27 protein-coding genes are annotated in these 25,627 nt (G+C 65.9%); all 27 read right to left on the reverse strand.

Translation table 11 applies throughout. The annotated features are described in order from the left end of the window. Window positions 1–10: 10 nt before the first annotated feature. A complete protein-coding gene (gene rpsH, locus HFV08_RS05175) occupies window positions 11–409 on the reverse strand; it encodes a 30S ribosomal protein S8 (protein ID WP_010986352.1) in 399 nt (132 codons plus the stop codon). 232 nt (window positions 410–641) lie between these two features. Further along, window positions 642–827: a type Z 30S ribosomal protein S14 gene (locus tag HFV08_RS05185; RefSeq protein ID WP_003956452.1), complete on the reverse strand. Its 186-nt coding sequence runs from the start codon at window positions 825–827 to the stop codon at window positions 642–644. A gap of 5 nt (window positions 828–832) precedes the next feature. Continuing rightward, the gene (gene rplE / locus HFV08_RS05190; RefSeq protein WP_040252696.1) at window positions 833–1,393 is read right to left on the reverse strand and encodes a 50S ribosomal protein L5; all 561 of its coding nucleotides are present in this window, start codon (window positions 1,391–1,393) and stop codon (window positions 833–835) included. After that, entirely contained in the window at window positions 1,393–1,716 is a 324-nt protein-coding gene (gene rplX / locus HFV08_RS05195) for a 50S ribosomal protein L24 (RefSeq protein ID WP_168536288.1), read from the reverse strand. Before rplX ends, rplE begins: the two co-directional genes overlap by 1 nt. Window positions 1,717–1,718: 2 nt before the next feature. Continuing rightward, entirely contained in the window at window positions 1,719–2,087 is a 369-nt protein-coding gene (gene rplN, locus HFV08_RS05200) for a 50S ribosomal protein L14 (protein WP_003974257.1), read from the reverse strand. Window positions 2,088–2,241: 154 nt separating this feature from the next. Next, window positions 2,242–2,550: a 30S ribosomal protein S17 gene (rpsQ, locus tag HFV08_RS05205; RefSeq protein ID WP_040252692.1), complete on the reverse strand. Its 309-nt coding sequence runs from the start codon at window positions 2,548–2,550 to the stop codon at window positions 2,242–2,244. Beyond that, window positions 2,550–2,774, reverse strand: a complete 225-nt coding sequence (gene rpmC / locus HFV08_RS05210) for a 50S ribosomal protein L29 (RefSeq protein ID WP_003974259.1) — start codon at window positions 2,772–2,774, stop codon at window positions 2,550–2,552. The genes rpsQ and rpmC overlap by 1 nt, the downstream gene beginning before the upstream one ends. After that, a complete protein-coding gene (gene rplP, locus HFV08_RS05215) occupies window positions 2,774–3,193 on the reverse strand; it encodes a 50S ribosomal protein L16 (RefSeq protein WP_040252689.1) in 420 nt (139 codons plus the stop codon). Before rplP ends, rpmC begins: the two co-directional genes overlap by 1 nt. A gap of 5 nt (window positions 3,194–3,198) precedes the next feature. Continuing rightward, window positions 3,199–4,038: a 30S ribosomal protein S3 gene (gene rpsC / locus HFV08_RS05220; RefSeq protein WP_040252687.1), complete on the reverse strand. Its 840-nt coding sequence runs from the start codon at window positions 4,036–4,038 to the stop codon at window positions 3,199–3,201. Further along, window positions 4,038–4,385, reverse strand: a complete 348-nt coding sequence (gene rplV, locus HFV08_RS05225) for a 50S ribosomal protein L22 (protein WP_040252685.1) — start codon at window positions 4,383–4,385, stop codon at window positions 4,038–4,040. Before rplV ends, rpsC begins: the two co-directional genes overlap by 1 nt. 42 nt (window positions 4,386–4,427) lie before the next feature. After that, a complete protein-coding gene (gene rpsS, locus HFV08_RS05230) occupies window positions 4,428–4,709 on the reverse strand; it encodes a 30S ribosomal protein S19 (protein WP_010986346.1) in 282 nt (93 codons plus the stop codon). Between the two features lie 12 nt (window positions 4,710–4,721). Beyond that, window positions 4,722–5,558, reverse strand: a complete 837-nt coding sequence (gene rplB, locus HFV08_RS05235; protein WP_040252680.1) for a 50S ribosomal protein L2 — start codon at window positions 5,556–5,558, stop codon at window positions 4,722–4,724. A gap of 38 nt (window positions 5,559–5,596) precedes the next feature. Continuing rightward, on the reverse strand, window positions 5,597–6,013 hold the full coding sequence (gene rplW / locus HFV08_RS05240; protein WP_040252678.1) for a 50S ribosomal protein L23: 417 nt from the start codon (window positions 6,011–6,013) through the stop codon (window positions 5,597–5,599). Beyond that, window positions 6,013–6,666 (reverse strand): 50S ribosomal protein L4, encoded by a 654-nt coding sequence (rplD, locus tag HFV08_RS05245; protein ID WP_040252676.1) that lies wholly within the window; start codon window positions 6,664–6,666, stop codon window positions 6,013–6,015. The genes rplW and rplD overlap by 1 nt, the downstream gene beginning before the upstream one ends. A gap of 7 nt (window positions 6,667–6,673) precedes the next feature. Further along, window positions 6,674–7,318 (reverse strand): 50S ribosomal protein L3, encoded by a 645-nt coding sequence (gene rplC, locus HFV08_RS05250; protein ID WP_040252674.1) that lies wholly within the window; start codon window positions 7,316–7,318, stop codon window positions 6,674–6,676. A gap of 14 nt (window positions 7,319–7,332) precedes the next feature. Further along, window positions 7,333–7,641 carry a 30S ribosomal protein S10 gene (rpsJ, locus tag HFV08_RS05255; RefSeq protein ID WP_014054162.1) on the reverse strand — a complete coding sequence of 103 codons (309 nt, stop codon included), beginning with the start codon at window positions 7,639–7,641 and terminating at the stop codon, window positions 7,333–7,335. Window positions 7,642–8,265: 624 nt separating this feature from the next. Beyond that, a complete protein-coding gene (gene tuf, locus HFV08_RS05260; protein WP_040252668.1) occupies window positions 8,266–9,459 on the reverse strand; it encodes an elongation factor Tu in 1,194 nt (397 codons plus the stop codon). 154 nt (window positions 9,460–9,613) lie between these two features. Next, a complete protein-coding gene (gene fusA, locus HFV08_RS05265; protein ID WP_040252667.1) occupies window positions 9,614–11,740 on the reverse strand; it encodes an elongation factor G in 2,127 nt (708 codons plus the stop codon). A 39-nt stretch (window positions 11,741–11,779) separates the two neighbouring features. Then, the gene (gene rpsG / locus HFV08_RS05270; RefSeq protein WP_003998848.1) at window positions 11,780–12,250 is read right to left on the reverse strand and encodes a 30S ribosomal protein S7; all 471 of its coding nucleotides are present in this window, start codon (window positions 12,248–12,250) and stop codon (window positions 11,780–11,782) included. Between the two features lie 2 nt (window positions 12,251–12,252). Then, window positions 12,253–12,624 (reverse strand): 30S ribosomal protein S12, encoded by a 372-nt coding sequence (rpsL, locus tag HFV08_RS05275; protein WP_003948652.1) that lies wholly within the window; start codon window positions 12,622–12,624, stop codon window positions 12,253–12,255. 389 nt (window positions 12,625–13,013) lie between these two features. Next, window positions 13,014–13,838, reverse strand: a complete 825-nt coding sequence (locus HFV08_RS05280) for a hypothetical protein (protein WP_168536290.1) — start codon at window positions 13,836–13,838, stop codon at window positions 13,014–13,016. A 300-nt stretch (window positions 13,839–14,138) separates the two neighbouring features. Beyond that, entirely contained in the window at window positions 14,139–14,441 is a 303-nt protein-coding gene (locus tag HFV08_RS05285; RefSeq protein WP_168536292.1) for a hypothetical protein, read from the reverse strand. After that, window positions 14,434–18,933 carry a DUF6531 domain-containing protein gene (locus HFV08_RS05290; protein WP_312885392.1) on the reverse strand — a complete coding sequence of 1,500 codons (4,500 nt, stop codon included), beginning with the start codon at window positions 18,931–18,933 and terminating at the stop codon, window positions 14,434–14,436. The genes HFV08_RS05285 and HFV08_RS05290 overlap by 8 nt, the downstream gene beginning before the upstream one ends. 11 nt (window positions 18,934–18,944) lie before the next feature. Continuing rightward, window positions 18,945–19,271 (reverse strand): hypothetical protein, encoded by a 327-nt coding sequence (locus HFV08_RS05295; RefSeq protein ID WP_168536294.1) that lies wholly within the window; start codon window positions 19,269–19,271, stop codon window positions 18,945–18,947. Between the two features lie 452 nt (window positions 19,272–19,723). Continuing rightward, window positions 19,724–20,734: a hypothetical protein gene (locus tag HFV08_RS05300; protein WP_210429850.1), complete on the reverse strand. Its 1,011-nt coding sequence runs from the start codon at window positions 20,732–20,734 to the stop codon at window positions 19,724–19,726. Further along, on the reverse strand, window positions 20,731–21,408 hold the full coding sequence (locus tag HFV08_RS05305) for a hypothetical protein (protein ID WP_168536296.1): 678 nt from the start codon (window positions 21,406–21,408) through the stop codon (window positions 20,731–20,733). The genes HFV08_RS05300 and HFV08_RS05305 overlap by 4 nt, the downstream gene beginning before the upstream one ends. A gap of 256 nt (window positions 21,409–21,664) precedes the next feature. Further along, the gene (locus tag HFV08_RS05310; RefSeq protein ID WP_168536298.1) at window positions 21,665–25,576 is read right to left on the reverse strand and encodes a DNA-directed RNA polymerase subunit beta'; all 3,912 of its coding nucleotides are present in this window, start codon (window positions 25,574–25,576) and stop codon (window positions 21,665–21,667) included. Window positions 25,577–25,627 lie beyond the last annotated feature (51 nt).

The following is a 25,627-nucleotide window of genomic DNA, read 5'->3' on the forward strand; positions in this document are numbered from 1 at the left end:
CCGTTCCCGATTACCAGACGTAGGCGAGGACTTCCCCGCCCACACCCTTCTTGCCTGCCTGCTTGTCGGTGAGCAGACCGTGCGACGTGGAGATGATGGCCACGCCCAGGCCGCCGAGCACCTTCGGCAGGTTGGTGGACTTCGCGTACACCCGGAGACCGGGCTTGGAGATCCGCTTGATGCCCGCGATGGAGCGCTCACGGTTGGGGCCGAACTTCAGCTCCAGGACGAGGTTCTTGCCGACCTCGGCGTCCTCGACCTTCCAGCCCGTGATGAAGCCCTCCTGCTGGAGGATCTCCGCGATGTGCGACTTGATCTTGCTGTGCGGCATACCCACGGTGTCGTGGTACGCCGAGTTCGCGTTACGCAGACGAGTCAGCATGTCCGCGATCGGATCAGTCATGGTCATGAATTGGCCTTCGGCCTCTCTCGCCGGGGTTTCCTGTATGCGCCATCCCTCTCCCCGCTCATGGGCGGGACGGGTGCGGCGCGGGGACCTACGGCGTAGTAAGCGTTGACTTGCGGGCAGGAGCCCGCGGACGGGCGGCAGAGGCCCAACCCCCCAAGCCTAGGGCATGCGGGGAGGGCCTTCTGCCAGACCCTTTGCTTACCGAGAGCTTCCGGTGATCCCTGAAGGGGATTTACCAGGAGCTCTTGGTCACGCCCGGCAGTTCACCGCGGTGAGCCATCTCACGAAGGCAGACGCGGCACAGGCCGAACTTGCGGTACACGGAGTGCGGGCGGCCACAGCGCTGGCAGCGGGTGTAGGCACGCACACCGAACTTGGGCTTACGAGCAGCCTTGGCAATCAGAGCCTTCTTCGCCATCTCGCTCACGCCTCCTTGAACGGGAAGCCGAGGTGACGAAGGAGCGCGCGGCCCTCAGCGTCGTTGGTCGCCGTGGTGACCACGGTGATGTCCATACCCCGGACGCGGTCGATCTTGTCCTGGTCGATCTCGTGGAACATGACCTGCTCCGTGAGACCGAAGGTGTAGTTGCCACGGCCGTCGAACTGCTTGGGGGACAGACCGCGGAAGTCGCGGATGCGCGGGAGCGCCAGCGACAGGGTGCGGTCCAGGAACTCCCACATGCGGTCGCCACGGAGCGTGACGTGGGCACCGATCGGCTGGCCCTCGCGCAGCTTGAACTGCGCGATGGACTTACGGGCCTTGGTGACGGCCGGCTTCTGACCGGTGATCGTGGTGAGGTCCTTGATGGCGCCCTCGATCAGCTTGGAGTCGCGGGCGGCGTCGCCCACACCCATGTTGACCACGATCTTGACGAGGCCCGGAACCTGCATGACGTTCTCGTACGAGAACTCCTCACGCAGCTTGCCGGCGATTTCCTCGCGGTACTTGAGCTTCAGGCGGGGGGAAGTGGTGGTGGCAGTCATCAGATGTCCTCACCGGTCCGCTTGGCAACGCGGATCTTGTTGCCGTCCTCGTCGAAGCGGTAGCCGACGCGGCTGACGACCTTGTTGCCGTCCTTCTCCACGACCAGCTGCACGTTGGAGACGTGCACAGGCGCCTCGGTGGTCACGATGCCGCCGGCCTGCGAGCCGGAGGCGGTGGGACCGGCCTTGGTGTGCTTCTTGACCCGGTTGACACCCTCGACCAGGACGCGCTCCTCGCGCGGGAAAGCGGCAATGACCTTGCCCTGCTTGCCCTTGTCCTTACCGGTGATGACCTGGACCAGGTCGCCCTTCTTGATCTTCATGCTTACAGCACCTCCGGCGCGAGCGAGATGATCTTCATGAACTTCTTCTCGCGCAGCTCACGGCCGACCGGGCCGAAGATACGGGTGCCGCGAGGGTCGCCGTCGTTCTTGAGAATGACGGCGGCGTTCTCGTCGAAGCGGATGTACGAGCCGTCGGGACGGCGGCGCTCCTTGACGGTGCGAACGATGACCGCCTTGACGACGTCACCCTTCTTCACGTTGCCACCGGGGATCGCGTCCTTGACGGTGGCGACGATGACGTCACCGATGCCCGCGTAGCGGCGACCGGAACCACCGAGAACACGGATGGTGAGGATTTCCTTCGCACCCGTGTTGTCGGCGACACGCAGTCGCGACTCCTGCTGGATCACGTCTATCTCCTGAATGTCTGCCGGTTCCCGGCGAGAAGCGCGAATGCCTCGCGCCTCTCGCCGAGCCTGGCGGAACGAACCCGAGGGAAACCCCTCAGGCAATTTTTCGAATCAAGAACTCCGGGCCGGTTCCGATGCGGGAACCGGCGGGGAATTACTTGGCCTTCTCGAGGATCTCGACGATGCGCCAGCGCTTCGTCGCGGACAGCGGCCGGGTCTCCATGAGGAGGACGCGGTCGCCGACGCCCGCAGCGTTCTGCTCGTCGTGCGCCTTGAGCTTGTTCGTACGGCGGATGACCTTGCCGTACAGCGCGTGCTTCACCCGGTCCTCGACGGCGACGACGACGGTCTTGTCCATCTTGTCGCTGACGACCAGGCCCTCACGGGTCTTGCGGAAACCGCGCGCGGTCTTCCCCGCGGCGGAGCCGCTGTTGGATTCAGTAGTCACGTTGCTCTCGCTCATCAGGCGCTCTCCACCGTCTCGATGCCCAGCTCGCGCTCACGCATGAGGGTGTAGATCCGCGCGATGTCCTTGCGGACGGCCTTGAGCCGGCCGTGGTTCTCGAGCTGTCCGGTCGCCGCCTGGAAGCGGAGGTTGAACAGCTCTTCCTTGGCCTCGCGAAGCTTCGCCAGAAGCTCCTCGTTGCCCAGCTCGCGCAGCTCGGACGCCTTGGTACCGGCCGACATCACGCTTCACCTGCCTCGCGCCGGACAATGCGGCACTTCATCGGAAGCTTGTGAGCAGCGCGGGTAAGCGCCTCACGCGCAATCTTCTCGTTCGGGTAGGACAGTTCGAACATCACCCGTCCCGGGTGAACGTTCGCGACCCACCACTCCGGCGAACCCTTACCGGAACCCATGCGGGTCTCGGCGGGCTTCTTCGTCAGCGGGCGGTCCGGGTAGATGTTGATCCAGACCTTGCCGCCACGCTTGATGTGACGGGTCATGGCGATACGCGCGGCCTCGATCTGACGGTTCGTCACATAGGCCGGGGTCACCGCCTGAATACCGTACTCACCGAACGCAACCGTCGTACCGCCCTTGGCCTGACCACGGCGCTTCGGGTGGTGCTGCTTGCGGTGCTTGACCCTGCGGGGGATCAGCATTTCGGTCAGGCCTCCGTTCCGCCGCTAGAAGGGGTGGCGGCCTCAGCGGCGGCGGGAGCCTCGGCCTTGGGGGCCTCGGCGGCCGGAGCCGACTGCTGGGGCTTGCGGCCGCGTCCGCCACGCTCGCCACCGCGGCCACCGCGGGCCGGGCGGTCGCTGCCGCCGCGGGCCGGACGGTTGCCGGCACGGGCCGCGGCGTTCTCGGCGCGGACCTCGGCGATGTTCTTGACGTCGCCCTTGTAGATCCAGACCTTCACGCCGATGCGGCCGAAGGTGGTCTTGGCCTCGAAGAAGCCGTAGTCGACGTTCGCGCGGAGCGTGTGCAGGGGCACGCGGCCCTCGCGGTAGAACTCCGAGCGGGACATCTCGGCGCCGCCGAGACGGCCGCCGCACTGGATCTTGATGCCCTTGGCGCCGGCCTTCATCGCCGTCTGCATGCTCTTGCGCATGGCACGGCGGAAGGAGACGCGGGAGGACAGCTGCTCGGCAACGGCCTGGGCGACCAGCTGGGCATCGGTCTCGGGGTTCTTGACCTCGAGGATGTTCAGCTGGACCTGCTTGCCGGTGAGCTTCTCGAGGTCACCGCGGATGCGGTCGGCCTCGGCGCCGCGGCGGCCGATGACGATGCCCGGGCGGGCGGTGTGGATGTCCACGCGGACGCGGTCACGGGTGCGCTCGATCTCCACCTTGGAGATGCCGGCGCGCTCCATGCCGGACGTCATCATCCGGCGGATGGCGACGTCTTCCTTGACGTAGTCCTTGTAGAGCTTGTCGGCGTACCAGCGCGACTTGAAGTCGGTGGTGACACCGAGCCGGAACCCGTGCGGGTTTACCTTCTGGCCCATTACCGGGTTCCTTCCTTGCTGCTGACGACCACGGTGATGTGGCTGGTCCGCTTGCGGATCCGGTAGGCGCGGCCCTGGGCGCGCGGCCGGAACCGCTTCAGGGTCGGGCCCTCGTCGACGTACGCCTCGGAGATGAAGAGGCTGTCGGCGTCGGTGTGGTCGTAGTTGTGCGCGGCGTTGGCGATGGCGCTGTCCAGCACCTTGCCGACCGGCACGCTCGCGGCCTGCGGGGCGAAACGCAGGACCGCCTGAGCCTCCGTGGCGTCCATGCCACGGATGAGGTCCACCACGCGGCGGGCCTTCATGGGCGTGACGCGGATGAACCGCGCCTGGGCCCTGGCTTCCATGGTTGTCCCTTCGGTGTTTGTCATGATCGTTTCCACCCCGCCTTAGCGGCGCTTCGACTTCCGGTCGTCCTTGACGTGGCCGCGGAAGGTGCGAGTCGGCGAGAACTCGCCGAGCTTGTGGCCGACCATCGACTCGGTGACGAACACCGGGATGTGGGTCTTGCCGTTGTGCACCGCGATCGTGTGGCCGAGCATGGCCGGGATGATCATCGAGCGACGGGACCAGGTCTTGATGACGTTCTTGGAACCGGCTTCGTTCTGGGCGTCCACCTTCTTGATCAGGTGGTCGTCGACGAAGGGCCCCTTCTTGAGACTGCGCGGCATCTGAACCCGCTCCTAGCGCTTCTTGTTCGTCTTGCGGCGGCGGACGATGTACTTGTTGCTCGCCTTCTTGGGAGAACGCGTACGACCCTCCTTCTGACCCCACGGGCTGACCGGGTGGCGACCACCGGAGGTCTTGCCCTCACCACCACCGTGCGGGTGGTCAACCGGGTTCATCGCCACACCGCGGACGGTCGGGCGGACACCGAGCCAGCGCTTGCGGCCGGCCTTGCCCCAGTTGATGTTCGACTGCTCGGCGTTGCCGACCTCGCCGACGGTGGCGCGGCAGCGCACGTCGACCAGGCGGATCTCACCGGACGGCATACGGAGGTGCGCCATCGCGCCCTCCTTGGCGAGCAGCTGCACCGAGGCACCGGCCGAGCGCGCGAACTTGGCGCCGCCGCCGGGGCGGAGCTCGATCGCGTGCAGGGTCGTACCGACCGGGATGTTGCGGAGCGCCAGGTTGTTGCCCGGCTTGATGTCGGCGCCCGGGCCGTTCTCGACGCGGTCGCCCTGCCCGAGGCCGCGCGGCGCGAGGATGTAGCGCTTCTCGCCGTCGGCGTAGTGCAGCAGCGCGATGCGCGCGGTGCGGTTGGGGTCGTACTCGATGTGCGCGACCTTCGCCGGCACGCCGTCCTTGTCGTGACGACGGAAGTCGATCACGCGGTAGGCGCGCTTGTGTCCGCCACCCTGGTGGCGAACGGTCACACGACCGGTGTTGTTACGGCCGCCCTTGCTGTGCAGCGGGCGGACCAGCGACTTCTCCGGCGTGGACCGCGTGACCTCGACGAAGTCGGCGACGCTGGAGCCACGACGGCCCGGAGTCGTCGGCTTGTACTTGCGGATACCCATTTCTCAGTCCTCGTCCGATATCGGACCAGGGCGCTCCGTTAGGAGGCCTGGCCGAAGATGTCGATACGGTCGCCCTCGGCGAGGGTCACGATCGCGCGCTTGCTGTCGGCACGCTTGCCGAAGCCGGTGCGGGTCCGCTTGCGCTTGCCCTGGCGGTTGATCGTGTTGACCCCGGTGACCTTGACCGAGAAGACCGCCTGGACGGCCTCCTTGATCTGGGTCTTGTTGGCACGCGGGTCCACGACGAAGGTGTACTTGCCCTCGTCGAGCAGCGCGTAGCTCTTCTCGGAGACGACCGGCTTGAGCAGCACGTCACGGGGGTCCGTGAAGCTCTTGCTCAGCGGCGTCTCGACGGTGTTCTTGCCCTCGGTGGCGTGGCGCTTCGCCTTGGCGACGCGCGCGGCCTTCGCGGCCTTGGCGGCCTTGGGCGCAATGCTCGGGTGACGCGTAGCCATCAGGCCTCGCTCCCTTCGGTCTGGTCAGCCTTCTGCGGGCCGGACACGAAGGACTCCAGAGCGGCCTGGGTGAAGACCACGTCGTCGGAGCGCATCACGTCGTACGTGTTCAGCTGGCCCGGCTCCAGGATGTGCACCTGGGGCAGGTTGCGGGCGGACAGCCACGCGGCCTCGTCCGCACGCTCGACGACCAGGAGCAGGTTCTTGCGCTCCGAGATCTTGCCGAACAGGGACTTCGCGGCCTTGGTGGAGATGTCGCCGTCGACCACGCCGGAGACGACGTGGATGCGGCTGTTGCGCGCCCGGTCGGTGAGGGCACCGCGCAGGGCGGCGGCCTTCATCTTCTTCGGGGTCCGCTGCGAGTAGTCACGCGGCACGGGGCCGTGGACGACGCCACCGCCGGCGAACTGCGGCGCACGGGTCGAGCCCTGACGCGCGCGGCCGGTGCCCTTCTGGCGGTAGGGCTTCTTGCCACCACCGCGGACCTCGCCACGGGTCTTGGTCTTGTGCGTGCCCTGGCGGGCAGCGGCCAGCTGGGCGACGACGACCTGGTGGATCAGCGGGATGCTGACCTTCGCGTCGAAGATCTCCGCGGGGAGCTCGACGGTCCCGGCCTTGTCGCCTGCCGGCGAAAGGATGTCAACAGTGCTCATCGTTACCTCAGGCCCCCTTGGCCGCGGTGCGGACCAGGACGAGGCCGCCGTTCGGACCGGGAACCGCGCCCTTGATGAGCAGCAGACCCTTCTCCGCGTCAACGGCGTGGACGGTCAGGTTCTGGGTGGTGACCCGCTCGTTGCCCATGCGGCCCGCCATGCGCAGGCCCTTGAACACGCGGCCCGGGGTGGCGCAGCCGCCGATGGAACCGGGCGAGCGGTGCTTGCGCTGGGTGCCGTGACCGGCGCCGAGGCCCTTGAAGTTGTGACGCTTCATGACACCGGCGAAGCCCTTGCCCTTGCTCTTGCCGGTCACGTCGACCTTGAGGCCGGCCTCGAAGGTCTCGGCGGTCAGCTCCTGGCCGAGGGTGTACTCGCCGGCGTCGGCGGTACGGATCTCGACGAGGTGGCGACGGGGGGTGACGTCGGCCTTGGCGAAGTGGCCCTTGAGGGGCTTGTTCACCTTGCGCGGGTCGATCTCGCCGAAGGCGATCTGGACCGACTCGTAGCCGTCACTGTCATTCGTACGGACCTGGGTAACGACACAGGGCCCGGCCTTGACCACGGTCACCGGGACGACACGGTTGTTCTCGTCCCAGACCTGGGTCATGCCGAGCTTCTCGCCCAGGATGCCCTTGATCTGCTTGGTCATCTCTTCCGCGCCTCTCAGAGCTTGATCTCGATGTCGACGCCGGCCGGAAGGTCCAGGCGCATCAGCGAGTCAACGGTCTTGGGCGTCGGGTCGAGGATGTCGATCAGGCGCTTGTGCGTACGCATCTCGAAGTGCTCGCGCGCGTCCTTGTACTTGTGCGGCGACTTGATGACGCAGTACACGTTCTTCTCAGTGGGCAGCGGCACCGGGCCCGCGACCGACGCACCAGTACGCGTCACCGTCTCGACGATCTTCTTCGCCGAGGAGTCGATGACCTCGTGGTCGTAGGCCTTGAGCCGGATGCGGATCTTCTGTCCCGCCATGGCTACTTCGTAGTCCTGTCTCTCGTCAACGCTCTGGAACCCGGGGGCTTTCCTGCGGCCCCTCCTCCGACCCACGCGGTCGGGCGTGTCGCGCTCCACCTGAAAGGGATGCCCAGAAGGCCTTCCCTGCCGAGGGATCGCGATCGACGACCGCGGAACCGGGGGTGAGACACCCACCGGGCGCCCTGGCCGAGGAACCCCACCGCACTTCCCGAAAGATTCCCGTACGTCCGCCCCAGCGCTGCCCACAGGACCGAGGTCCTGCAAAGAACTGGCAGTTGGGACGACGAGTACTGTGGGACTCGCTTCCGGTCCTCCCGGCGGGAGGCGCGCAGCATCGGCACTCAACCGAGCAACCCCGATAGTTTGCCATACGGGACAGGGCCCTGGCCAATCGGGTCGTAAACCCTACCCCGGGGGGCGCGAGTTTCAAACGCACGCCGGGCGCACGGGCCCGTCGACCCGGAGCGGGCCGCGCCCCTTTCCCGCGCAGGGCGCGAACAGGCGAAAGAGTGCGGACAGGCGAAAGGGCCCGTACGGCACCGCGGTCTCCCACGGTCCGTACGGGCCCTTCCCGGTTGCTCGGCGAGCTACCAGGCACTCAGGCCAACAGGCAAGCGGAGCTTACTTGTTGATCTTGGTGACCTGGCCGGCGCCCACGGTCCGGCCACCCTCACGGATGGCGAACTTCAGGCCCTCCTCCATGGCGACGGGCTGGATCAGCTCGACGGTCATTTCGGTGTTGTCGCCCGGCATGACCATCTCGGTGCCCTCGGGGAGGGTCACGACGCCGGTCACGTCAGTCGTACGGAAGTAGAACTGCGGGCGGTAGTTGTTGAAGAAGGGGGTGTGACGGCCACCCTCGTCCTTCGACAGGATGTAGGCCTGGGCCTCGAACTCGGTGTGCGGGGTGACCGAACCGGGCTTGATGATGACCTGGCCGCGCTCGACGTCCTCGCGCTTGATGCCGCGGAGCAGGAGGCCGACGTTCTCACCGGCCTGGCCCTCGTCGAGCAGCTTGCGGAACATCTCGATGCCGGTGACCGTGGTGGTGGTCTTCTCGGTCTTGATGCCGATGATGTCGACGGTCTCGTTGACCTTGAGGATGCCGCGCTCGATACGACCGGTGACGACGGTGCCACGACCGGTGATCGTGAAGACGTCCTCGATCGGCATCAGGAACGGCTTGTCGACGTCGCGCTCGGGCTCCGGGATGGACTCGTCGACGGCCTTCATCAGGTTGAGGACCGACTCGCCCCACTCCTTGTCGCCCTCGAGCGCCTTCAGAGCGGAGACCTTGACGACCGGAACGTCGTCGCCCGGGAACTCGTACTCGGAGAGGAGCTCACGGACCTCGAGCTCGACGAGCTCCAGGATCTCCTCGTCGTCCACCATGTCGGCCTTGTTCAGGGCGACGACGATGTACGGAACGCCGACCTGGCGGGCCAGGAGCACGTGCTCCTTGGTCTGCGGCATCGGGCCGTCGGTGGCGGCGACCACGAGGATGGCGCCGTCCATCTGCGCCGCACCCGTGATCATGTTCTTGATGTAGTCCGCGTGACCGGGGCAGTCGACGTGCGCGTAGTGACGCGTCTCCGTCTGGTACTCGACGTGCGCGATGGAGATGGTGATACCGCGCTGGCGCTCCTCAGGAGCCTTGTCGATCTGGTCGAAGGCCGAGGCCTCGTTCAGGTCCGGGTACGCGTCATGCAGCACCTTGGTAATGGCGGCCGTGAGGGTCGTCTTACCGTGGTCGATGTGACCGATGGTGCCGATGTTGACGTGCGGCTTAGTCCGCTCGAACTTCGCCTTCGCCACTGGGGTCCTCCTGTGGAGTGGTTCTGAACGCCTTGCTTCATCGGCGCCAGGTGATCTTTGCTGGAAAGTCCGGGCCCGGGGGCATTCCTCCGCTGTTGCGGCGGAATGCCCCGGAAGGCTCCGGAGTCAAGCCTAAAGCGTGAACTCGGCTGAGTTACTCGCCCTTGGCCTTCGCGATGATCTCCTCGGCGACGTTCCGCGGAACCTCGGCGTAGGAGTCGAACTGCATCGAGTAGCTTGCGCGACCCGACGTCTTGCTGCGGAGGTCTCCGACGTAGCCGAACATCTCCGACAGCGGAACCAGGCCCTTGACGACCCGGGCGCCACTGCGCTCCTCCATGGCCTGGATCTGGCCGCGGCGGGAGTTGATGTCGCCGATGACGTCGCCCATGTAGTCCTCGGGCGTGGTGACCTCGACGGCCATCATCGGTTCGAGGAGCACGGGACCGGCCTTGCGCGCGGCCTCCTTGAAGGCCTGCGAGCCGGCGATCTTGAACGCGAGCTCGGAGGAGTCCACCTCGTGGTAGGCACCGTCGAGCAGGGTCACGCGGACACCGGTCATCTCGTAACCGGCGAGGATGCCGAACTGCATGGCCTCCTGGCAGCCCGCGTCCACCGAGGGGATGTACTCCTTGGGGATGCGGCCACCCGTGACCTTGTTGACGAACTCGTACGAGACGTCGCCGTCGGTGATGGGCTCGATCGCGATCTGCACCTTGGCGAACTGACCGGTACCACCGGTCTGCTTCTTGTGGGTGTAGTCCACGCGCTCGACCGTCTTGCGGATGGTCTCGCGGTACGCGACCTGCGGCTTGCCGACGTTGGCCTCGACCTTGAACTCGCGCTTCATGCGGTCGACCAGCACCTCGAGGTGCAGTTCGCCCATGCCGCCGATGATGGTCTGGCCGGTCTCCTCGTCCGAGTGGACCTGGAAGGAGGGGTCCTCCTCCGAGAGCCGCTGGATGGCGACACCCAGCTTCTCCTGGTCGCCCTTGGACTTGGGCTCGATGGCGACCTGGATGACCGGCGCCGGGAAGTCCATGGACTCCAGGATGACCGGGGCCTTGTCGTCGCAGAGCGTCTCACCGGTCGTGGTCTGCTTCAGACCCATCACGGCGATGATGTCGCCCGCGCCCACCGACTCGATCTCCTCACGCTTGTTCGCGTGCATGCGGTAGATCTTGCCGATGCGCTCCTTCTTGCCCTTCACGGAGTTCAGCACCGCGGTGCCGGACTCCAGGCGGCCCGAGTAGACCCGGACGAAGGTGAGCTTGCCGAGGTGCGGGTCGCTCATGATCTTGAACGCCAGCGCCGACAGCGGCTCCTCGTCGGAGGGCTTGCGCGCGACCGTCTTCTCCGGGTCCTTCACGTCGTGGCCCTCGATGGCCTCGACGTCCAGGGGGGAGGGCAGGTAGCGCACGACCGCGTCGAGCAGGGGCTGCACGCCCTTGTTCTTGAACGCGGTACCGCAGAAGACGGGGGTGACGGTGGTGTCGCCGCCCTTGCCGGAGGCGATGGTGATGCGGCGCACGGCCGCGTACAGCTGCTCCACGGTGGGCTCGGTGCCCTCCAGGTACAGCTCCATCATCTCTTCGTCGTTCTCCGCGATGGCCTCGAGGAGCTTGCCGCGCCACTCTTCGGCGGCCTCGGCGTGCGTCGCCGGGATGTCCACGACGTCGTAGGCCTCGCCCTTGGCGGCCTCGGCCGACCAGACGAGCGCCTTCATCTGGACGAGGTCGACGACACCCTGGAAGTCGGCCTCGGCACCGATGGGCAGCTGCATGACCAGCGGAGTCGCACCGAGGCGGTCGACGATCATGTCGACGCAGCGGTGGAACTCGGCACCGGTACGGTCCAGCTTGTTGACGAAGCAGATACGCGGAACGCCGTAGCGGTCGGCCTGACGCCACACGGTCTCGGACTGCGGCTCCACGCCGGCGACGCCGTCGAACACCGTCACCGCACCGTCGAGGACACGCAGCGAACGCTCCACCTCTACGGTGAAGTCCACGTGCCCCGGGGTGTCGATGATGTTGATCGTGTGGTCGACGTCTTCCAGCGGCCAGTGACAGGTGGTGGCAGCAGAGGTGATCGTGATGCCACGCTCCTGCTCCTGCTCCATCCAGTCCATGGTGGCGGCGCCGTCGTGGACCTCACCGATCTTGTACGAGACACCGGTGTAGAACAGGATCCGCTCGGTGGTCGTCGTCTTGCCCGCGTCGATGTGGGCCATGATCCCGATGTTGCGGACCTTGGCCAGGTCAAGTGAAGTGGTAGCCATAAGGCTTCAGTCTTCTCTCGGTCTCGATGTGGGTAGCGACTACCAGCGGTAGTGCGCGAAGGCCTTGTTGGACTCGGCCATCTTGTGCGTGTCCTCGCGCTTCTTCACGGCCGCACCGAGGCCGTTCGAGGCGTCGAGAAGCTCGTTGAGCAGACGCTCGGTCATGGTCTTCTCGCGACGGGCGCGGGAGTAACCGACCAGCCAGCGCAGCGCCAGGGTGTTGGCGCGGCCGGGCTTGACCTCGACCGGCACCTGGTAGGTGGCGCCACCGACACGGCGGGACTTGACCTCGAGGGTCGGCTTGATGTTCTCGAGCGCGCGCTTGAGAGTGATGACCGGGTCGTTGCCGGTCTTCTCGCGCAGGCCCTCCATGGCGCCGTAGACGATGCGCTCGGCGGTGGAGCGCTTTCCGTTCAGCAGCACCTTGTTGATGAGGGAGGTCACCAGAGGAGAACCGTAGACCGGGTCGATGATGACCGGGCGCTTCGGGGCGGGGCCCTTACGAGGCATTCTTACTTCTCCTTCTTGGCGCCGTAGCGGCTGCGGGCCTGCTTGCGGTTCTTGACACCCTGGGTGTCGAGCGAGCCGCGGATGATCTTGTAGCGAACACCCGGCAGGTCCTTCACACGGCCGCCGCGCACGAGCACGATGGAGTGCTCCTGCAGGTTGTGTCCCTCACCCGGGATGTAGGCCGTGACCTCGATGCCGGAGGTCAGACGCACACGCGCGACCTTCCGCAGCGCCGAGTTCGGCTTCTTGGGGGTGGTGGTGAACACACGCGTGCAGACGCCGCGACGCTGGGGGGAACCCTCGAGTGCGGGCGTCTTGTTCTTCTCGACCTTGTCCTGCCGGCCCTTGCGGACCAGCTGCTGGATCGTAGGCACTACTTCTCCGGTTTCTGTGTGCCGATGTGAAGCTAACCTGGAACGTCACCGACCCACGCGGTCGGGTGTGTCGAATGCTGCAGACTCCCGCCGCCAGGCAGGAAGAAGCGCAGATCGCGGTGTGGCCAATGACGGCGCCCGTACGGCAGAAGACACGCACGAGGGCCAGGGCACACCCCAGGCACAAGGTCTGAGCGTAACGGGGTTGGCCAGCGGGGTCAAAAGCGATACGCACCAGGGGGCGATCACCGCCCCGGCCCGAACCGAGGGACACGGGTCACGCCCGCGGGCCTCCCGCCCACCTCGAACGAGCCGCCGCCCCGCAGGACCCGCCCGTCCCCGCAGAGTGCCGGAGGCTCGGCACCCCGCCTCGGCCTACCGCAGCAGGGTCAGGCGAGGAGCCCGCGGTCGGTCGTACGCCGACTTGATTGCGCGCTCTTGACATGAGCCTGCTGAAATTCAAGGAAGTAGGCGAAATGTTCAGGATCGACAAGAACATCGAGCCGCTCGCCGATCTCTCGCGTCTCGGCTTCGGCCAGTGGCGCGGCCTCGGACACCGCGCCCGGGTCCAGCGCGCCGAACCTGGCAGGGATGACGTCTCTCATTGAGTCCGGAATCTCGTACAGCCGTCTGAGGTTCGCGGTGGTGCGGTCGAACGCCAAGAAGACCCAGCCGTCCTGGAGCGGGGGCCGGAGACGTTCCGGTGCGTACCGTCGGCTCTCGTGCAGCCTTCTCGTCGCAGCGCGGGCCGCTTCCATGTCCGGAGGCGGCGGGGGCGGCTGCTGGATCCGGTCGCGGTCCAGGACGAGCCACACCTCCTCGTCCTCCGTGGTCACGCCGCACATGACGCTCCCGTCGAGGGCCATGGTGACGAACTCCGCATGCCCGGGCTTTCCATGGTTTCCGGTCAGGTTCTCGGCAAGGCGCACCTCACCGCACAGCCTGACGGGGACCCAGGGGCCGTCCATGGGGGTCGCGATCAGAAAGCGGCCCGCTCCGTCGACGACATCGTGTTCGCGAGCCAGACGCAGCCAGGCCTCATCGACGCGGTCACTCAGATCGGCCGCCGCGAGGGGAACGACCGCGGCGGGGTCGGTTCCGCCGAAGGTGATGCCCACTGCTTGGCGCGCCGCGGGAAGCGTGGCCGGCACCTGCCCTTCCACGACCTCCAGGCCGCAGCGGCCGAAAAGTTCCCTGCCTTTCATTTCGCTCATTCAGGGGCACACCTTTTCATCCTTAACCCGTGCCGGGCACCGTACGGACAGCCACAAGACCCATGGCCGACTCATCATCCAGGTTTCTGACGAACCACCGCCCGGGTGTTGCTGCTGCGGAGATCTCTTCAATAGTCGCCAACTCTTCTTCGGAAACCTCTTCCGAAGACAAACTTTTCAACCCTTCTCGCTTCACCACCACTCAACAAGGACACCCAGTAACGCTCGGTCGGATACCCTAACCTCTCCGCAGTCACAAGCGAATGCCACGTTATAAGCGAACACCCTGCTCGGGCCCGATCAGCCCTCACTGCCCACGGACTTCAACATGGTTCCCGGCGTCAACCATTCGGCCGCCAACCCTTTTACGGTGACTCTCCCTGAATGGACAGTGTCCAACTGCTCCACGCTCTTGCCATACCACTCGATCTTTTCCAACGTGAGGTGCGCCGAAATATCTTCGACTTCTACGAGCGAAGGGTCGACTCGGAACGACATACCCAGCAGGGCCGTTCCTTCGAGGCAACGCACGACGCAGATTTTTGTGTTCTGCTCGTGAGGCGGGAACACGTCCAGGATGCTCAGAGTGACGCTCTCAGGCACGCTTATGGGCCTCCTCTACAAATCGTGCAACCTGCTGAGGTGAAAGTTTCGGAACATCGTATTCCAGCAACGGATCAATGTCACCTTTGTCGACTCGCCGTGGCACGCTGATCCCCATCTCTGAGAGTATCTCTCTCGCGGTCGACGAAGGAATTTGCGCGGAAGCGCGAGACGAAAGCTCAGCAGGAGACAGCTCGACTGGCCACTCCGCTTCGCGTGCAATATACCCTTCATGCACGGGAACTCCATCCAGTGCGCGGCGTGGATATATTTCCACGACGGCGTCTCCGTACCTCTCGGATTGGGTAGCGAATACTGTAGCGACTCCGGGGTCTGACGATGTGGGCGTAATACCGTGCCGTTGCACACCGGGGCTCCCCTCAAACCCTCGAGTAGTTCCACGGAATAGATGCTCCGGGCATGGAGACAAACCGAAAGGGTCAGTCCAGGTGTGCGGATTACGGACGTAAACGGCTGGATTAGGGCCCGGGGCGAGACCGAGTGGATCTATTGCCGTATAGCGCGCGGTTTCGGGGTCGTAATGACGGAAGTAGTTGTAGTGAAGTCCCGTTTCGGGGTCAAAGTATTGACCGGGAAAGCGTAGGGGTGTGTAAGCCTGGCTCTCCGTTTCCCAGGCAGTAGCACCCCACAGGGTGCTGCGGGCACGCCACGCAATTTCGCCCCGTTCGTCCACGAGTTCGCTGGGGGCACCGACCAAGTCGGTGACAATGGCATAAAAGCGGGAGTCGATGACTTCTTGCGGTGCGTCCGCCGCGGTGATGCGTTCAGTCTGGGCCAGGGGACGGGAGCCGTGGTAATCCCAAGTGACGATGACGGTGTCGGGTTGATCCACAGACTCGGTAGTCTGCTCACACAGGGTTGTACCGTCCCAGGTGAAGTGGACACGCTCAGCGAAGGTCTCTCCGTCTTCGGACAGACGAATCTTATTCGTGCGGCGTCCCAGAGGATCGTAGGTGTAGCGCCAACAGGTCCCGTCCGGGGTGGTCACCTGGACGAGGCGATCCTCGGCGTCCCACTCATAGCGCCAAGTGTCCGGCTTGCGGGACAGCCGGGCCTTCTGGCGCAGAATGGTGCGGCCGGCGGCATCGTATTCATAGCGGATGTTGCCCGCACGCCGGATTCGGGTGCCCTCGTATACGCGCTCGCCTATCGCCTCTTGGCCGGGAAGCGCCGCAGGCCAGGATGCCGAAGCCTGGTTGCCTGCCGCGTCGTATGCGTAGGTCTCCGTCCAGTTCGCCGCATGCACCGCCGTCACTCGGCCCGCTGGATCCAGGTCGAAGCTGCGAGATCCAGCAAGGAGGTCTTCGAGACCGATGAGGTTGCCGTCGGCCCGATACGTGTACTCCCGGCTCTGGATCGCGCGTCCATCGCGGGCCGTCACGGACTGCGTCGTCAGTCGGCCGAGAACGTCGAAGGTCTGCTCCAACGCGACGGTCTCGCCGATTCGGCGAGCGATCTCGCGCCCCGAGGTGTCGTATGTGAAGTCGATGGTGTGCCCGGATGCCACCATCTGCGCCTGATGTCCGTCGGGGCCATAACTCCAGCTTGTAGTTGCCCCAGTTGGTGTTCGACGACCGGCTGGGCGACCCAACTCGTCGTAGAAATACGTCACTTCACGGCCATCGACCATCTCCGATGTGAGACGTCCGGACGAGTCTCGCAACAGCGCCAGTGTGGCGCCTCCAGGACCAGTCGCCTGCGTCATCCGGCCCATCGTGTCGTAGGCGTAAGCCGTCACTTGGCCTACTGCGGCTTTGCGGACTACTTGGCCCATGGCGTTACGTTCGAATGAGATGCTCTGGCCGATCGGATTCGTACGGGAAGTCAACCGGCTCGCGTCGTCGTACGCATACGTGAGCTGCCGCTCGTCGAAGTCTGTCTCGGCGATCAGACGTCCAGCCGGGTCGTACAAGTAGCCCCAGCTCAGACCCTGCGGGTTTTGGACCTCACGCAGACGGAGTTCTGAATCGTAGGAGAACTCATAGCGCGCACCGTCTGGGTCAGTACGTGCTGACAAGGTGTCGAATTGCGCGTACTCGAATTGTGCGACGCCGCCATTCGCATCTGTATGGCGGATGCAGTTGCCTTCTCCGTCGTACAACCAAGACTCCTCTGAGCCGTCGGCTGCTGCACGGAGCATGGGCTTACCCTCCACAGTCCATTCGAGAGAAGTCCTTGCGCCGAGCCCGTCGGTGATGACTACGGGGCGGCCGAAAGGGTCGCGCTCCCATCGAGTACATGAGCCGTGGGGATCCGTGACTTCGATCGGCAAGCCGGCTTCGTCGGTGCGTATCGACGTGGTGCGGCCGAGTGCGTTGATGACGGAGACGAGGCGGCCGCCTTCGGAGAAAGCAAAACGGGTCGTGTGACCGGATGTGTCAGTGACAGCGAGGGGATTGCCCTCCGGCGAGTACTCCCTCACGCTGACCGTCCCATCCGGGTTGGTCATCCGGGTTGGCAGGCCCAGGTCGTTGTATTCAGCGACGAACTCGGCTCCGTCAGGCCGTACGACCCGTGTGACGTTGCCCTGATCATCGTAGAGGTACCGCATAGCGTGACCCAACGGGTCTGTGACTGCGATGAGTTGGAGGTTCCCGTCCCATTCCCGCAGCGTGAGGTTGCCCAGGGGGTCGGTTTCACGTATCAGGCGGCAGTACTCGTTGTGCTCGTACACACGCGTATGGCCGAGGGAGTCGGTTACGCGGGTAGTGAGCGTCATCTCGTCGTAGGTGAGGGTGGAAGCCAGAACGTCGTTGGTGCCGCCGGTTTCGATGACGCGGCCGCAGGCGTCGTACAGGTACCAGTAGGTGGTGCCGTTCCGGTCCGTCCATGACGTGATGCGCCCTTCCCTGTCGTAGGTGTAACGCAGCGCAAGTCCAGAGGAGTTGATCTCTCCGACGAGTTGTCCGCTCTCGTCGTACTCAAAGGCGATGAGTGTGGTGCCGGGGCTCTTCGCGTCCTCGGGGTCGAGGAGCCGCAGCCGGACGATCCGGTCGAGGGATTCGTGATGGTCGAGGGCGATGCGGTAGCCGCCCGAGTGGGCGACGGTGCGCGGCTGGTCGCTCAGTTTGTTGTCGTACTCGAGGGTGATGCGGTTGCCGTTGCGGTCGCGGATGTACTGCAGGGGGATGTCGAGGGCTGTCGCCTCGTCGTCGGGGGTCTGCCCGGGGACAGGTACCGGGCTGTGGAAGGCGTAGGTCAGTCCGGTTTCGGGGTCGCTGATGTGCAGGGCGCCGTCGTAGCCGGGGTCGAAGCGCAGGGTGAGGCGAGAGCCCGGGGTCTCGGGGCGTACCTGCTCGCCGGTCTCGGCGTCCGGCAGGGGGAAGCAGAGGCGGGAGCCGTCGGCGGCGAGGTAGACGACGCCCTCTTCGTCGATCTGCAGGCGCTGGTCGATCGTGGAGGCCCAGGACGGGCCGAACCAACCCCCGTACCGGTAGGAGGAGAGGTGGGTGCGCTCCAGCAACAGCGGGAGTACGCCGGGGAGTTCGGCGTCCCGTTGGGTGAGGGCCATGTCGCCGGTCGCGACGTCGATCGGGTCGCGTACGAACTTCTTGAGCGCGTTCTGGACCGAGGCCGGGAGCTTGTCCCAACCGGGCCGTGCCTTGAGGCGGTTGAGGGTGGAGCAGTTGAGCTTGAGGGCGCTGCGCAGCTTGGACAGGTGCTTGGGCTTGAGCTTGCCCAAGCCCTTGCCGAGGAGTTTGCCAAGAGCGCCGCCGCCGATGCCGAGGGCCGCGCCCATGGCGAGGGTTTCGGCGAGTTTCTCGGGGTCCTTGAACGTGGACGGGTCCTTCAGCAGCGCGTCCAGGGCGGCGAACTTCGCGCCCTCGCCCGCGAGTTTGCCCATCCGCGCGACCGACTTGATCGACTTCAGTGCCTTGAGTGCCCGGGTCAGCGCCCGGATCGTCTCCATCACCAGACGGATGGTGCGGCCAAGGGCCGTGCCGGCCTTCTCGATCCGGGCGATGATGGCCATCACCTTCGCGAAGCGGGCACCCGCGGCGAGGGTGCTGACCACGGTGGAGGCGCCGCCGGTCAGCACGCCGAGCGCCAGCCCGGCCATCTCGACCTCGATGATCTCCACCACGATCACGCCAAGTTCGGACAGCAGATGCTCTGCCTCGTTGGCGAACTTGTCCAGGCCGTCCGCACCGTCCCGCAGGCCGTCGGCCATCTTCGAGGCCTGCGCACGGGTCTTCTGCGCCCGCTTGAAGAACTCCCTGGCGGTCTTGCCCTCCCAGACCACGTCCGCGAGAGCCTTCTCGGCGTCCTTGGCCGCATCGTCGACCGCGTCCGCCAGCGCGCGCCACTTCTTCGCGATGTCGCGTACGCCGTCGGGATCCACCGCAGGATCGGAGATGCCCAAAAACTGCATCATGCTGGCCAGGTTGTCCCCGGCCATGTGATTGAACTTGTTGATCAGCTTCAGCGGATTGATGTCATCAACGTGATGCAGCGGATTCCAGTCGACCACGACGCGCGACCTCAGCCCTTCCGGCCCGAACCCTTGCCCTTGCCCTGCGCCGCCTCAAGCAACAGGTCCAGAGCATCGAAAGCATCCGACAGATCCGTCATCAGCGTGGCTTCGTCATGCCACTCGTCCACCAGCTGCTCCGCGAGCTTCGACAGGGTCTCCATACCGTCCCGCACATCGTCCGTCGCGCTCATCAGCGCACCGAGCGCACCGAGCGCCGACAGATCGTGCGTCTGGGACTTGAAAGCATGGAGCGGCTTGGACACATGATGGGGCGCTTTACGCAGCAACGGGGCGGCGTTCGCTATCGACGCCGATTCCTTGCCCAGGTCTCCCATGACCACTCCTGTCCCTCAGCTCGAACCGCTGCCACCCAGCTCACGGTGTTGCGCGTGCCAACCGAAAGACGCTAACCGAAGTGGCCGAGTGAACTCCATACGATCCGTGAGCTGTGCGTCACAGGTGCGGTGTTTGGGAGCATGAACGGCCGGGCCCGTGTGGGGCGGTAATCTCCACCCGCTGTGGGACAGCCACCCTGGCAGCTGAAACCCCCTGTCCGACGCGATAGTGACAACTTCCGCGACGGCGCAGGGGGCTTCGACAGTCATCCTTCCACCCCGCCCTCGCCCGTCGACTCCCCCAGCGGACCATCGGGCCTTCTCATACCCGAGAGTGCGAACTGCCCATGCACTGGAGGAGGTTTGAGTCTCGGCCCACGTTGCGGTGGTGGCCGCGACCCCAGGGTGGTCACCACCAGGGGTGACCACCCTCCAAAAGAAGGAACCTCGCCTCAGCGGTTGACCGCCTGGGCCTCCTCCACCTCCACCGGCTGGTTGTTGCCGTACTCGCCGTCGGGCAGGTCGCCGCCCGCGCCGCCGGTGCCCGTCCAGGTGATCTTCCAGGTCGCGGTGGCCTGGAGGTCGAAGGTGCCGTCGCCCGAGGACTTCAGGTAGGTGATGCCGCACGGCGGGGTGCGGTCCGCCTTGCCCTTGGCGTAGGGCTCGCCGATCGAACCGTCCTTGCCCACCGGGCAGTTGCCCGAGGCGGGGAGGACCTCGGCGTCCTCGGTGCCGGGCTTGAGGGTGAGGCCGGTCGGCTCGGCGGTGGTGGTGGCCTCCATGTGGAAGCCCGGGAAGTCCAGCGAGGCCGTGACGGACACCGGCTGGAAGTCCCCCTTGTCGAGCCAGGCCCAGGTCGGCAGATTCACCTTGGTCGCACCCGCGGGGGCGAGGGTGACCTTGGTGCCGGGGACCTTGATCTGGTTGTAGGCGAGGCCGGCGAGGATCTCGGGGTTGATGGCCTGCGGCTCGTCGGGCTGTTCGCCCTCGGGCACCCAGAACGGGTCCCGCTTGCACGCCCACTGCTCCGCGTACGAGGCGTCGGGATTCTGCACCGCGCCCCAGTACATGCCCTTGTCGCCGTCGTGGTACTCGTCCTTGGCGTAGCCCTGGTTCTCGTCCGAGATCTCGCCGGTGAACTCCCTGCCGTCCGGGTCGTGCACGGCGGCGAAGTAGATGTTCTGGCGCACCTTCCGGAATTCGCCGGACTTCCACTGCGGCGCGTACCAGCAGCCGGGCGGGTCCCAGTCGGCGCTCGAAGAGTTCAGCCCGCCCGAGCCGTTGCCTCCTGAGGTGCCGGAGCCGGTGAAGCGGACCTTCACCTGGGCGCCCAGGCTGTCGTTCTTCTTCGTACCGGTCGAGGAACCCTCGGTGAGGCCCTCGCCCGCGTATGCCTGCCCACCGGAAACCAGGGCCACCGAGCACACGGCGGCACCTATCAGAAGCCTGCGGAAAGTAGTCATGCCCTGCACTCCCGAGATGGATCCGTCACCTTGACGCCGGCTGCTCGCCACAGCCCCTTCTTGCCCTCGGAGGGGCTCATCGCGATTTCCCAGAAGGCGAAGTCCTCAGCGCTCGGCTTTGTACGGCGGACCTTCTCGGTCTTCACTTCCTTGCTGTAGTACTTGGAGCTGTCGCTGCAGAAATTGATGACGACGGACTTCGCGCTCTTTGTCGGAATGACCTTGGTACGGAAGTAGCGCTGCTCGCCCGAGATGGTGAGTCCCGCGTCCACTCGAGCCTTGATCTGCTCCTTGGCGTACTGCTGCGCCTGGCTCTGGAAATCGGAGTAGAACTTGTACGCGCTCTCGTCCGGATCCTGCTTGACGATGCCGTAGCGGATCGCGCGGATGAAGTTCTGAGCGTCGCCGAGCGCGGCCGCCTGCTGGGGGTCCGAGAGCTTCGGTTCCTCGAAATCGATCTGCACGTCCGAGGGAAGAGTGATCTTCGGCCGGTCGAACTTCGGCGCCTCGCCGCTCGCCGAAGGCGAAGCCGGCGCACTCGACTTCGTCTCGCCCCCCGCACCCTCGATCTTGTCCTCGTCCTTGCCCTTGTCGTCGCCCCCGCAGCCCGTGAGGAGGAGGGCGGCGGCGGCCGTGAGCGAGACGGCGGCGGGCAGCACACGAATGCGGTACACGGACAACTCCCGGTGGAGAACGAGACTTTGGCTGATCAGTAGACGCTAGCGAGCGGTGACGCGGTTCCGCCACCTTTGCCGAGGCGGGATTCCCTCACATCACGAATTCCGCGAACTCTCCTGAATCCACACAGGATTGGGACATATACCTGCGGGTCCGCCGCGGAGTTCGGCACCCACGCCGAAGGGCGGCCACCCCGCAAGGTGACCGCCCTTCGCGACCTCGGCGCACCGGATGTTCCCGGTGCCCCTCAGCTCACTGGTTGTACGGACCGTAGTCGTAGTCCTCCAGCGGGACCGCCTGGCCCGAACCCGTCCCGAAGGGCGAGTAGTCGATGTCGTCGTAGCCGACGGCCGAGTACATCGCGGCCTTGGCCTCCTCGGTGGGCTCGACCCGGATGTTGCGGTAGCGGGACAGGCCCGTACCGGCCGGGATGAGCTTACCGATGATGACGTTCTCCTTGAGGCCGATGAGGCTGTCGGACTTGGCGTTGATCGCCGCGTCCGTCAGGACCCTGGTCGTCTCCTGGAAGGAGGCGGCCGACAGCCAGGACTCCGTCGCCAGCGAGGCCTTGGTGATACCCATCAGCTGCGGACGGCCGGAGGCCGGGTGGCCGCCTTCCTGGACCACACGACGGTTCTCGGTCTCGAACTTGGAGCGCTCGACGAGCTCGCCCGGCAGGAGTTCCGCGTCGCCGGACTCGATGATCGTCACGCGGCGCAGCATCTGCCGGATGATGATCTCGATGTGCTTGTCGTGGATCGACACACCCTGCGAGTTGTAGACCTTCTGGACCTCGCCGACCAGGTGGACCTGGACGGCGCGCTGGCCGAGGATGCGGAGCACGTCGTGCGGGTTGGTGGCACCCACGGTGAGCTTCTGGCCCACCTCGACGTGGTCGCCCTCGCCCACCAGGAGACGGGCGCGCTTGGAGATCGGGAAGGCCGTCTCGTCGCTGCCGTCGTCCGGGGTGACGACGATCTTCTTGGTCTTCTCGGTCTCCTCGATGCGGACGCGGCCCGCGGACTCGGAGATCGGGGCGACACCCTTCGGCGTACGGGCTTCGAAGAGCTCGACGACTCGGGGCAGACCCTGGGTGATGTCGTCACCGGCCACACCACCGGTGTGGAAGGTACGCATCGTCAGCTGGGTGCCGGGCTCACCGATGGACTGGGCGGCGATGATGCCGACCGCCTCACCGATGTCGACCAGCTTGCCGGTGGCCAGCGAGCGGCCGTAGCACATGGCGCAGGTGCCGACGGCGGACTCGCAGGTCAGGATCGAGCGGGTCTTGACCGTCTCGATGCCCGCGGCGACCAGCTGGTCGATGAGGACGTCGCCCAGGTCGACGTTGGCCGGGGCCAGCACCTTCCCGTCCACGACGATGTCCTCGGCGAGCATCCGCGCGTACACGGAGGTCTCGACGTCCTCGGTCTTGCGCAGCACCCCGTCGGCGCCCCGCTCGGCGATCGCCAGCTTGAGGCCGCGGTCGGTGCCGCAGTCCTCCTCGCGGATGATCACGTCCTGGGAGACGTCGACCAGACGACGGGTCAGGTAACCCGAGTCGGCGGTACGCAGGGCGGTGTCGGCCAGACCCTTACGGGCACCGTGCGTCGAGATGAAGTACTCGAGGACGGAGAGGCCTTCACGGAAGGACGCCTTGATGGGACGCGGGATGGTCTCGTTCTTGGCGTTCGACACCAGACCACGCATACCGGCGATCTGACGCATCTGCATCATGTTTCCGCGCGCGCCCGAGTTCACCATCATGAAGATCGGGTTGGTGCGCGGGAAGTTGTCGTTCATGACCTCCGCGACCTCGTTGGTCGCCTTGGTCCACAGGGCGATGAGCTCCTGGGTGCGCTCGTCCTTGGTGATCAGACCGCGCTCGTACTGCTTCTGGACCTTCTCGTCCTGGGCCTCGTAGCCCTTGACGATCTCCTTCTTCGCCTCGGGCACGACGACGTCGGAGATGGCGACGGTGACGCCGGAGCGGGTCGCCCAGTAGAAGCCGGCCGCCTTCAGGTTGTCGAGCGTCGCCGCCACGATGACCTTCGGGTAGCGCTCGGCCAGGTCGTTGACGATCTGGGAGAGCTGCTTCTTGCCGACCTCGTAGTCGACGAAGGGGTAGTCCTCGGGCAGCAGCTCGTTGAAGAGCGCGCGGCCCAGGGTGGTCCGCAGCCGGAAGGTGTCGCCCTGCTGCCACTCGTCGGGACCGAAGTCCTCGCCCTCGGCGGGCGCCGGGGGCGTCCAGCCGCGCGGCGGGATGGTGCCCACCGGGAAGCGGACGTCGATCTTCGACTGGAGGGACAGCTCGCCGGCGTCGAAGGCCATGATGGCCTCGGCGACGGAGGCGAACGGGCGCTCCTCGCCCTTCAGCTCGCGCTCCGCACCGTCGGTGGTGAGGAAGAACAGTCCGAGCACCATGTCCTGGGTGGGCATGGTGACGGGACGGCCGTCGGCGGGCTTGAGGATGTTGTTCGAGGACAGCATCAGGATGCGGGCCTCGGCCTGCGCCTCCGCGGACAGCGGCAGGTGCACGGCCATCTGGTCGCCGTCGAAGTCCGCGTTGAAGGCGGTGCAGACGAGCGGGTGGATCTGGATGGCCTTGCCCTCGACCAGCTGCGGCTCGAAGGCCTGGATGCCGAGGCGGTGCAGGGTGGGCGCGCGGTTCAGCAGCACCGGGTGCTCGGCGATGACCTCTTCGAGCACGTCGTAGACGACCGTGCGGCCGCGCTCGACCATGCGCTTGGCGCTCTTGATGTTCTGCGCGTGGTTCAGGTCGACCAGGCGCTTCATCACGAACGGCTTGAAGAGCTCCAGGGCCATGGCCTTGGGCAGACCGCACTGGTGCAGCTTGAGCTGCGGGCCGACGACGATGACGGAACGCGCCGAGTAGTCGACCCGCTTGCCGAGCAGGTTCTGCCGGAAGCGGCCCTGCTTGCCCTTGAGCATGTCGGACAGCGACTTCAGCGGACGGTTGCCGGGGCCCGTGACCGGGCGGCCGCGGCGGCCGTTGTCGAAGAGGGCGTCGACCGCCTCCTGGAGCATCCGCTTCTCGTTGTTCACGATGATCTCGGGGGCACCGAGGTCGAGCAGGCGCTTCAGGCGATTGTTGCGGTTGATGACGCGGCGGTACAGGTCGTTCAGGTCGGAGGTCGCGAAGCGGCCACCGTCCAGCTGCACCATCGGACGCAGGTCCGGCGGGATGACCGGCACGCAGTCGAGCACCATGCCCTTGGGGCTGTTGGACGTCTGCAGGAAGGCGGAGACGACCTTGAGGCGCTTGAGCGCACGGGTCTTCTTCTGGCCCTTGCCGGTACGGATGATCTCGCGGAGGCGCTCGGCCTCCTCGTCGAGGTCGAAGGACTCCAGGCGCTTCTGCAGCGCCGCGGCACCCATCGAGCCGTCGAAGTAGGTGCCGAAGCGGTCGCGCAGCTCGCGGTAGAGCAGCTCGTCGCCCTCCAGGTCCTGGACCTTGAGGTTCTTGAAGCGGTTCCACACCTCGTCGAGACGGTCGATCTCGCGCTGCGCGCGGTCGCGCAGCTGCTTCATCTCGCGCTCGGCGCCCTCGCGCACCTTGCGGCGCACATCGGCCTTGGCGCCCTCGGCCTCCAGCTCGGCGAGGTCCGTCTCGAGCTTCTTGGCGCGGGTCTCCAGGTCGGAGTCGCGGCGCTGCTCGATCTGCTGGCGCTCCACGGAGACGTGCGCCTCCAGGGAGGGCAGGTCGCGGGTGCGGCGCTCCTCGTCGACGAACGTGATCATGTACGCCGCGAAGTAGATGACCTTCTCCAGGTCCTTCGGGGCGAGGTCGAGCAGGTACCCGAGGCGGGAGGGGACGCCCTTGAAGTACCAGATGTGGGTGACGGGGGCGGCGAGCTCGATGTGGCCCATCCGCTCACGGCGCACCTTGGCGCGGGTGACCTCGACGCCACAGCGCTCACAGATGATGCCCTTGAAGCGGACACGCTTGTACTTGCCGCAGTAGCACTCCCAGTCCCGGGTCGGACCGAAGATCTTCTCGCAGAAGAGTCCGTCCTTCTCGGGCTTGAGGGTGCGGTAGTTGATGGTCTCCGGCTTCTTGACCTCGCCGTGGGACCACTGTCGGATGTCGTCCGCGGTCGCCAGGCCGATCCGCAGCTCGTCGAAGAAGTTGACGTCGAGCACTTGTCGTCAATCCCTCTTTCGGGGGTTGTGCCCCTCCCCCGCCGCAGCGGG

Source organism: Streptomyces physcomitrii, assembly GCF_012273655.1.
Lineage (GTDB): Bacteria > Actinomycetota > Actinomycetes > Streptomycetales > Streptomycetaceae > Streptomyces > Streptomyces physcomitrii.